Annotated in this window: 9 protein-coding genes and 1 pseudogene; all 10 read left to right on the top strand. The window is 63.0% G+C overall.

Features of this window, described 5'->3' with window-relative positions:
* A partial coding sequence (locus tag IT350_09005) for an elongation factor Tu (GenBank protein MCC6158180.1) occupies window positions 1-129 on the top strand: 129 nt, incomplete at its 5' end.
* A gap of 80 nt (window positions 130-209) precedes the next feature.
* Window positions 210-371 carry a 50S ribosomal protein L33 gene (rpmG, locus tag IT350_09000; GenBank protein ID MCC6158179.1) on the top strand — a complete coding sequence of 54 codons (162 nt, stop codon included), beginning with the start codon at window positions 210-212 and terminating at the stop codon, window positions 369-371.
* A gap of 123 nt (window positions 372-494) precedes the next feature.
* The gene (secE, locus tag IT350_08995) at window positions 495-794 is read left to right on the top strand and encodes a preprotein translocase subunit SecE (GenBank protein ID MCC6158178.1); all 300 of its coding nucleotides are present in this window, start codon (window positions 495-497) and stop codon (window positions 792-794) included.
* A 57-nt stretch (window positions 795-851) separates the two neighbouring features.
* Window positions 852-1376 carry a transcription termination/antitermination protein NusG gene (gene nusG, locus IT350_08990; protein ID MCC6158177.1) on the top strand — a complete coding sequence of 175 codons (525 nt, stop codon included), beginning with the start codon at window positions 852-854 and terminating at the stop codon, window positions 1374-1376.
* 73 nt (window positions 1377-1449) lie between these two features.
* Window positions 1450-1878 (top strand): 50S ribosomal protein L11, encoded by a 429-nt coding sequence (gene rplK, locus IT350_08985; GenBank protein ID MCC6158176.1) that lies wholly within the window; start codon window positions 1450-1452, stop codon window positions 1876-1878.
* Between the two features lie 27 nt (window positions 1879-1905).
* Entirely contained in the window at window positions 1906-2610 is a 705-nt protein-coding gene (locus IT350_08980; protein ID MCC6158175.1) for a 50S ribosomal protein L1, read from the top strand.
* A 215-nt stretch (window positions 2611-2825) separates the two neighbouring features.
* Window positions 2826-3359 carry a 50S ribosomal protein L10 gene (locus tag IT350_08975; GenBank protein ID MCC6158174.1) on the top strand — a complete coding sequence of 178 codons (534 nt, stop codon included), beginning with the start codon at window positions 2826-2828 and terminating at the stop codon, window positions 3357-3359.
* Window positions 3360-3463: 104 nt separating this feature from the next.
* A complete protein-coding gene (gene rplL / locus IT350_08970; GenBank protein MCC6158173.1) occupies window positions 3464-3850 on the top strand; it encodes a 50S ribosomal protein L7/L12 in 387 nt (128 codons plus the stop codon).
* A gap of 124 nt (window positions 3851-3974) precedes the next feature.
* Window positions 3975-8105 (top strand): annotated as a pseudogene (rpoB, locus tag IT350_08965) (DNA-directed RNA polymerase subunit beta).
* A gap of 334 nt (window positions 8106-8439) precedes the next feature.
* Window positions 8440-9419: DNA-directed RNA polymerase subunit beta' (locus IT350_08960; GenBank protein ID MCC6158172.1), on the top strand; the 980-nt coding region annotated here is incomplete at its 3' end.

Genomic DNA, 9419 nt, shown 5'->3' with positions numbered 1-9419 from the left:
CCGGGAGAAAACGTGAAGATGCGGGTGAAGCTGATCAACGCGATCGCGATGGAAGAGGGCGTTCGCTTCGCCATCCGCGAGGGCGGACGCACCGTCGGCGCCGGCGTCGTCACGAAAATTCACGCGTGAAACACGCGCGAAAGAGAGCGTAAGAGGGACTTTCATCGCTCGCCGAAGCGCATGGCGCGACGGCGGGTTTGGAGCGAATCATGGCCAAGAGCGCGCGCGAAATCGTGACCCTGCAGTGCAGCGAGTGCAAGCGTCGGAACTACACCACGACGCGCAACAAGAAAAAGAACCAGAAGAAGGTCGAGCTGCAGAAATTCTGCCGCTTCGACCGCAAGCACACGCTCCACAAGGAAGTGAAGTAGCCCCGACGCGAAGGCCCCCCGCGCGGCCCGAATGGGCGCCGGGGATTGTTGTGGGAGGGGATCTTCCCCCCGAGACCGCAAACCGGGCGCATGCCCGGCACTTGGGAAGAGAAGGTGATGGCGATGGCCGGACCCGCCGACAGGACGGAATCGAAACCCGTCAAGGCTGTGAAGAAAGAGGAAAAGAAGCCGGAAAAGAAGGTCGAGAAGAAGGGCGCGGACAGCGACAAGCCGGGTCCCGTCCGACAGCTCATCGACTTTCTGTCCGACGTGCGTCGAGAGCTCAAAAAGGTCTCGTGGCCGACGCGGGCCGACACGATGGCGTCGACTTGGATCATCATCGCGTTGACGTTTATCGTCTCGGTGTACCTGTTTTTTTGCGACTCCATCCTGCAGCTTTTGATGCGTCTGGCTTTCGCGTGATCGCCGGAACACGCGTGATCGACGGGACACGGGGGAGCTTTCATGGGCGGCGGTGAGATGAAGTGGTACGTGGTCCACACGTATTCCGGCTACGAGGCCAAGGCCAAGCAGTCGCTGGAAGAACGGGCCAAGCAGATGAAGCTCGGCGACCTGATCGGTCAGGTCCTGATTCCTTCGGAGCAGGTCGTCGAAATGGTCGGTGGGCAGCGCCGCACCACGTCGAGGAAGTTTTTCCCCGGCTATATCCTCGTGAAGATGATTCTCACCGAGGAATCGTGGCACCTGGTGAAGAGCACTCCGAAGGTCACGGGTTTCGTGGGCGGCATGCAGAATCCGACCCCGATTCCCGAGGAGGACGTCGATCGGATCACGCAGAAGATCACCGAGGGCACGCTGCGGCCCAAGCCCAAGATCGAGTTCGAGAAGGGCGAAAACGTCCGCGTCATGACGGGCCCCTTCGCGAATTTCACGGGCGTGGTCGAGGAAGTGCGTCCCGACAAGTCGAAGCTGCGCGTGATGGTGTCGATTTTCGGCCGCGCCACGCCGGTTGAGCTGGATTTCTATCAGGTCGAGAAGACCTGAGCGGCGATTCGCCGCGGTTTTTCAGAGTGGAAGACGTCCCGGCGTTTCGGGATACGGATCAAGGACGGTTGCCATGGCCAAGAAAGTCGTAGCGCCGGTGACGCTCCAGTGCCCCGCGGGCAAGGCCACGCCTTCGCCGCCGGTCGGACCGGCGCTGGGTCAGCACGGCGTGAACATCATGGAGTTCTGCAAGCAGTTCAACGCGCGCACCGCGAGCCAGGAGGGGATGATCATCCCCGTCGTCATCACGGTGTACGCGGATCGCTCTTTCACGTTCGTCGAGAAGAGCCCGCCGGCGGCGGTGCTCCTGAAAAAGGCGGCGAAGGTGGAAAAGGGCGCGGGAGTGCCGAACCGGGACACGGTCGGCCAGGTGACATGGGCACAAGTGCGGGAGATCGCCAAGCTCAAACTGCCGGATCTGAACACCAACGACCTGGATCAGGCCTCCAAGGTTGTTGCGGGGACCGCGCGGAGCATGGGGATCGAAATCGTCGAAGGATAACCGCGGGCCTGAAGGATCGGGATCAAGATGCGTACGCACGGGAAGAAATTTCGGGAAGCCGCCGCGAAGCGGGATGGCGACACGCGCTACTCCGTGGAGCAGGCCGTCTCGCTCGTCAAGCAGACGGGCACGGCGAAGTTCGACGAGACCATCGACGTCGCGCTGCGTCTGGGCGTGAACCCCAAGCACGCCGATCAGATGGTGCGCGGCAGCGCCGTGTTGCCGCACGGCACCGGCAGGACGCTGCGCGTGCTGGTGTTCGCCAAGGGCGACAAGGCCAAGGAAGCCGAGGACGCCGGGGCGGACGTCATCGGCGCCGAGGACTTCGTCAAGAAGATCCTCGAAGAGGGCTGGCTCGACTTCGACAAGGTCGTGGCGACGCCCGACATGATGGGCGCGATCGCCAAGCTCGGCCGCACGTTGGGACCGCGCGGCATGATGCCGAACCCCAAGCTCGGCACGGTCACCTTCGACGTGCGCGACGCGGTGACGGCGTTCAAGAAGGGCAAGATCGAGTTTCGCGTCGACAAGGCGGGAAATCTGCACGCGCCGATCGGCAAAAAGAGCTTTTCCGAGGACGCGCTGCGCGAGAACTTCCAGGCGCTGCTCGACATGGTCATCAAGCTCAAGCCGGCGACCAGCAAGGGCTCGTACCTGAGGAATATCGCCATCTCCACGACGATGGGTCCGGGGATCAAGGTCGATCCCTCGTCCATCATCGAGGTGAAATAGATCGGTCAAACGCGCGGAGCGCCGTGAGGCGGCCGCGCACGTCGAAGAAGCAAGGCGCCCGAAGGGGCTTAATCGATTCGCCTCGGCCTGCGGAGACGGTGTCATGATTCGGATCGCGAAGCGTTTCGTTTCTGGTCGACGGGCTTTCCCCCGTTGGGCACCTCACCGGGGCCGGGACCCACAATTCCGGTCGATTCGGTGAAAGGAGGACCTCATTGGGTTTGGATCGCGCAACAAAGGAAGGCATCGTCGCTGAGTTTCACGGGAAGCTCGAAGGTGCGCAGCTCGTCGTTCGGCTGGGTTTTACCGGCCTGACGGTGGGCCAGATCAACACCATCCGCCGGGAGATCGAGAAGGTCGACGGCACGTATCTCGTCGTGGTGAAAAACACCCTGGCGAAGATCGCGGCCGCCGAAACCTCGTCGGCTCCCCTGTTCCAGAAGCTGTCCGGACCCAACGCGTTTCTCGTCTGCGACGAAGAACTGGTGGGACCGGCCAAGGTGCTCGCGAAGTTCGCGAAGGACTTCGAGAAGTTCCAGATTCTGGGCGGCGTTCTGAGCGGCAAGGTCATCAGCGCCGACCAGGTGAAGGCGCTCGCCACCATGCCGACCAAGAACGAACTGCGCGCGCAGCTGCTGGCGGTGTTCAAAGCCCCGCACAGCAAGTTCGTGCAGGTCCTGGCCGCCGTGCCCCGGAGCTTTCTCAACGTTCTCAACGCACGCAGGGACAAGGTGGCCGAGGCCGCGTAAGGCGACCGGACACCGACGAAACGCAACAACGCAACGGGCTGCGCAACGGCGCAACCAACAACGAACACGACGCGAATTCCAGTCGCGACAAGGAGTGAGTGAACATGGCCGATCTGACGATGGACGACGTTCTCAAGTATCTCGATACCCTCAACGCGCTCCAGATTTCCGAGCTCGTCAAGACGCTTGAGGAGCGCTGGGGCGTGACGGCGGCCGCGCCGGTGATGATGGGCGCGATGCCCGCGGGCGGCGGCGCCGAGGCGGCTCCGGTCGAGGAGAAGACGGAATTCGACGTCATTCTCACCGACGCGGGCGCGCAGAAGATTTCCGTCATCAAGGAAGTCCGCGCGATCACGGGCCTCGGGCTGAAGGAAGCCAAGGACCTCGTGGACAATCCGCCCAAGCCGGTGAAAGAGGGTATCTCCAAGAACGAGGCCGAGGATATCAAGAAGAAGATCGAGGCCGCCGGCGGCAAGGTCGACGTGAAGTAATTCCGAAAGTCATCGCCGGGCGGGCCGCATGCGCGGTCCGCCTGAGCCGTTTGCAAGAGCCAACGCCCGGCCGGAGCCGGGCGACGGCAAAGAGCCAGGTTCAAACGCGGAAGGGGTGTACCGAATGGCCGTGTCGTTGGGCAGCGTGAAACGCTACCGCAAGACCTATTCCCGGATCCGAAAGATCATCGACATCCCGAATCTGATCGACATTCAGAAACGGTCGTACGACCGTTTCCTGCAGGCCGACGTTCCGATCGCGGAACGCGAACAGCTCGGGTTGCAGGGCGTTTTCTCCTCGATTTTCCCGATCAAGGATTTCTCCGGCACCTCCAGCCTCGAGTTCGTCTGCTACAAGCTCGAAAAGCCGAAGTACGACGTCAAGGAATGCATGCAGCGCGGCATGACCTACGCCGCGCCGTTCAAGGTCGTCATCCGGCTCGTCGTATGGGACACCGACGACGAGACGGGGCGCCAGGACGTCCGCGACATCAAGGAGCAGGAAGTCTATTTCGGCGACATCCCGCTCATGACCGACAGCGGCACGTTCATCGTGAACGGCACCGAGCGCGTCATCGTCAGCCAGCTCCACCGCAGCCCGGGCGTGTTTTTCGACCACGACAAGGGCCGCACGCACGTCTCCGGCAAGCTGCTTTACAACGCCCGCGTCATTCCCTATCGCGGATCGTGGCTCGACTTCGAGTTCGACACCAAGGACATCCTGCACGTGCGCATCGACCGCCGCCGCAAGATGCCGGCGACGATCCTGCTCAAGGCGCTCGGGTACACGGCCGACGAGATCCTCGCGGCGTACTACAACCGCTACTACAAGAAACTCGCCATCCACCTGCGCGACGACGGACAGGCGGTGATGCAGTTCGTGCCCGAATGGTTCCAGGGCCTGATCGCGCCCTTCGACATCGTGCACGGCGACACGGTGTTCGTGAAAAAGAACAAGCGCGTGACCCAGGGCGCCGTCATGAAGATGACCCGCGCGAACATCAAGGATGTGCTGCTGGGCGATGACGACATCTCGGGCACCTACCTGGGCGAGGACGTGGTCGACCTGAAGACCGGCGAGGTCATCGGCGAGATCAGCCAGGAGGTCACCCCCGAGCTGATCGCCGAAATGCGCGAGCGCGGCGTAAACGATTTCGTCGTGCTGCACACCGGCACGACGCGCATTTCGACCTCGCTTCGCGACACCCTGATCCAGGACAAAACCAACACGCCGCTCGAGGCGATGATCGAGATCTACAAGCGCCTTCGCCCGGGTGATCCGCCGACGGTGGACACCGCCACGACGCTGTTCAACAACCTCTTTTTCAACGCCGAGCGCTACGACCTGTCGAAGGTCGGGCGCGTGAAGATGAACTTCAAGCTCGGGCGCACAACCGATGTCGAGCAGAAGATCCTGTCGCGCGACGACATCCTCGCCGTCGTGTTCTATCTGCTGAACCTCAAAGAGGGCATCGGCGACGCCGAGATCGACGACATCGACCACCTGGGCAACCGCCGCGTGCGGGCCGTGGGCGAGCTTGTCGAGAACCAGTACCGCATCGGTCTGGTGCGCATGGAGCGCGCGATCCGCGAGCGCATGAGCCTGCAGGAAATCGACACGCTGATGCCGCACGATCTCATCAACTCCAAGCCTGTCTCGGCGGTCATCAAGGAGTTCTTCGGGTCGTCGCAGCTCTCGCAGTTCATGGACCAGACGAATCCCCTGTCCGAGGTCACGCACAAGCGGCGTCTCTCGGCCCTCGGACCGGGCGGACTGACGCGCGAGCGCGCGGGCTTCGAAGTCCGCGACGTCCACAACACCCACTACGGCCGCATCTGCCCGGTCGAGACGCCGGAAGGTCCGAACATCGGCCTCATCGCGAGCCTCTCGACCTACGCGCGGGTCAACGAATACGGTTTCATCGAAACGCCGTACCGTCCCGTCAGCGAGGAAGGCGTGGTCAGCAGCCAGGCGATGTTCCTGTCCGCCCTCGAGGAAGAGCGTTACGCGATCGCACAGGCGAATATCGAGCTCGACGAAAAGGGCCGGTTCGTTCACCAGACCGTCTCCGCGCGCAACCGCGGAGAATTCTCGATCGTGCCGTCGAAAGACGTGCAGTACATGGACGTGTCGCCGAACCAGTTGGTGTCGGTCGCCGCGAGCCTCATTCCGTTCCTGTCCCACGACGACGCCAACCGCGCTCTCATGGGCGCGAACATGCAGCGTCAGGCCGTGCCGCTGCTCAAGACCGCGGCGCCGGTTGTCGGAACAGGCATGGAGAACATCGTCGCCCGCGATTCGGGCGTCACCTCGGTGGCGCGGCGCGGCGGCGTGGTGATCGGCGTCGATGCCGAGCGCATCGTCGTGAAGGTCCACGAGGCCGAGCACGACGACAACGAGGCCGGCGTCGACGTCTACCGCCTCATCAAGTACCAGCGCAGCAACCAGAACACCTGCATCAACCAGAAGCCGATCGTGAAACTCGGCGAGAAGGTCGTGCGAGGCGACATCATCGCCGACGGGCCGTCCACCGACCTGGGAGAACTGGCGCTCGGCCAGAACATCACCGTCGCGTTCATGCCGTGGGGCGGATACAACTTCGAAGACTCGATCCTCATCTCCGAAGCCCGCATCAAGGACGACCGGTTCACCTCGGTGCACATCGAGGTGTTCGAGTGCATCAGCCGCGACACCAAGCTGGGCAAGGAAGAGATCACCCGCGACATCCCGAACGTCAGCGAGGAAATGCTCGCCAATCTCGACGACGCGGGCATCATCCGCATCGGCGCCGAGGTGAAGCCCGGCGACATCCTGGTCGGCAAAATCTCGCCCAAGGGTGAGACGCAGCTTTCGCCCGAGGAAAAGCTGCTGCGCGCGATCTTCGGCGAAAAGGCCGGCGACGTGCGCGACACGAGCCTCACGGTGCCGCCGGGCGTGTACGGCACGGTGCTCGACGCCAAGGTCTATTCGCGCAAGGGCGTGGAAAAAGACCAGCGCGCGCTGGAGATCGAGAATTTCGAGATTTCGAAAATCCTCGTGGACCAGGAAGAAGAGATCCGCATCTACCGCCAGAATGCGTTGTCGCGCATCAAGGGCCTGGCCAACGGCCAAAAGGTGACGGCCAACCTGACGAGCGACTACGACGGCAAGGTCATCGTGAAAAAGGGCGCCATCCTGTCCGAGGAGATTCTGGACGGGCTCGATTTCGCCAAGATCGGCGACCTCTCACTCGACGACGCCGAGATCGAGGGCCGCGTCACCAGCATCATCAACACGGTGCAAAGCCAGATCGACTCGGTGCGCGAGCACTGGCAGGAAAAGATCGACCGCGTGAAGCGCAGCGACGAAATGGCGCCGGGCGTCATCAAGATGGTGCGCGTGTACGTGGCCATCAAGCGCAAGCTGCAGGTCGGCGACAAGCTGGCCGGACGCCACGGCAACAAGGGCGTGCTTTCGCGGGTCGTGCCCGAGGAAGACATGCCGTACATGGAAGACGGCCGTCCCGTCGAGATGCTGCTCAATCCGCTGGGCGTTCCGTCGCGTATGAACGTCGGCCAGATCCTCGAGACGCACCTCGGCCGCGCGGCGACGGTGCTCGGCGAACAGATCGACGCGTTCATCAAGGAGAAGTACTCCGCCGCGAAGATTCGCGAGTTCCTGTTGTCGATCTACGCCGACGATCTCGCGTCGCTCAAGCCGCTTCGCGATCAGATCAAGAAGGCGTCCGAGTCGGATCTGCTGTCCTTCGCGCGGGCGCTTTCGCGCGGCGTGCACATGGCGATCCCGGTCTTCGACGGCGCTTCGGAAGAAGACATCAAGCACGCCCTGGAAATGGCGAAGGTCCAGTTGTCGGGTCAGGCGTCGCTGTTCGACGGACGCACCGGCGACATCATCAGCAACGAGGTCACGGTGGGCACGATGTACATGCTCAAGCTGCACCACCTCGTCGATGACAAGATCCACGCCCGCTCCATCGGCCCCTACAGCCTCGTTACGCAGCAGCCGCTGGGCGGCAAGGCGCAGTTCGGCGGCCAGCGCCTCGGCGAAATGGAAGTCTGGGCGATGGAGGCCTACGGCGCGGCTTACACCCTGCAGGAATTCCTGACGGTCAAGTCCGACGACGTCGCCGGTCGCACGCGCATGTACGAATCGATCGTCAAGGGCGAGTACCAGCTCGAACCGGGGCTGCCGGAGAGCTTCAACGTCCTCGTGAAGGAACTCCAGAGCCTGAGCCTCGATGTGACGCTGCTCGAGGACGGCATGACCGCCGAGGAGGCCGCGGCCGCGGCCGCCGCCGCGGCTCCCGCCACGACGCCGCGCGCCGTGCCCAGCGCGATCGACGCCGCCGAAGCGCTCTTCTCCAAGTCTCCTCTCGACGACGACCTCGTCGAGGAATCGGAAGACGAGGAAGAGGAAGCGGCCTCGGAGGGAGAGGACGAGGAACTGTAGGAATCGCCGGGTGGCGGGGTTTCGCACCTTCGCCGCGTTCGGACGAATCGCCGCGAAAGCGGAAGAAGGCGAGCCCGCGCGGGCGGGTTTGCGACGACGGAATCGATAACGGTCGCATGCGACCGGAAGGAGAGACGCGGTGAAGGAGCTGTTCAGCCTGTTCGAGAAGCCGAAGAATCCGCTCGATTTCCCCGGCATCAAGATCGCGCTCGCGAGCCCCGAAAAAATCCGCAGTTGGTCGCACGGCGAGGTGAAAAAACCCGAGACGATCAACTACCGGACCTTCAAGCCCGAGCGCGATGGGCTGTTTTGCGCCAAGATTTTCGGACCGGTCAAGGACTACGAGTGCATCTGCGGCAAGTACAAGCGCATGAAGCACCGCGGGATCGTGTGCGAAAAGTGCGGTGTCGAGGTCATTCAGAGCAAGGTGCGCCGCGAGCGCATGGGCCACATCAGCCTCGCGACCCCCGTCGCGCACATCTGGTTCCTCAAGAGCCTGCCCTCGCGCATCGGCGCGCTGCTCGACATGACGTACAAGGAACTCGAGAAGATCCTGTACTTCGAAATGCACGTGGTGATCGATCCCGGCCGCACCAACGCGCGCAAGGGCGAGCTCATCAGCGAGGAAAAGTTCCGCCGGTACGGCGAGGACGATCCTCTGGACTTCCGCGCGGGTATGGGCGCCGAGGCCATCAAGGCCCTTCTCGCCGATCAGAACCTCGAGGAACTGTCGCGCGAGCTGCGCGCCGAAATGCGCGAGGCGACCTCCGAGGCCAAGAAGAAAAAACTCTCCAAACGGCTGCGCGTGATCGAGGCGTTTCGCGATTCGGGCAATCGCCCCGAGTGGATGATTTTGGATGTCGTGCCGGTCATCCCGCCCGACCTGCGTCCGCTGGTCCCGCTCGACGGCGGTCGGTTCGCGATCTCCGACCTCAACGACCTCTATCGGCGCGTCATCAACCGCAACAACCGACTCAAGCGGCTCATGGAACTGCACGCGCCCGAGATCATCATCCGCAACGAAAAGCGCATGCTGCAGGAAGCCGTCGACGCCCTGTTCGACAACGGCCGCCGCGGCCGCGTCATCACCGGCCCCAACACGCGCCCGCTCAAGTCCCT

The sequence above is a fragment of the Deltaproteobacteria bacterium genome (assembly GCA_020845895.1).
GTDB lineage: Bacteria > Lernaellota > Lernaellaia > JACKCT01 > JACKCT01 > JADLEX01.
The sequence above is the reverse complement of the archived record's forward strand: the minus strand, read 5'-3'. Positions and strand labels throughout refer to the sequence as shown.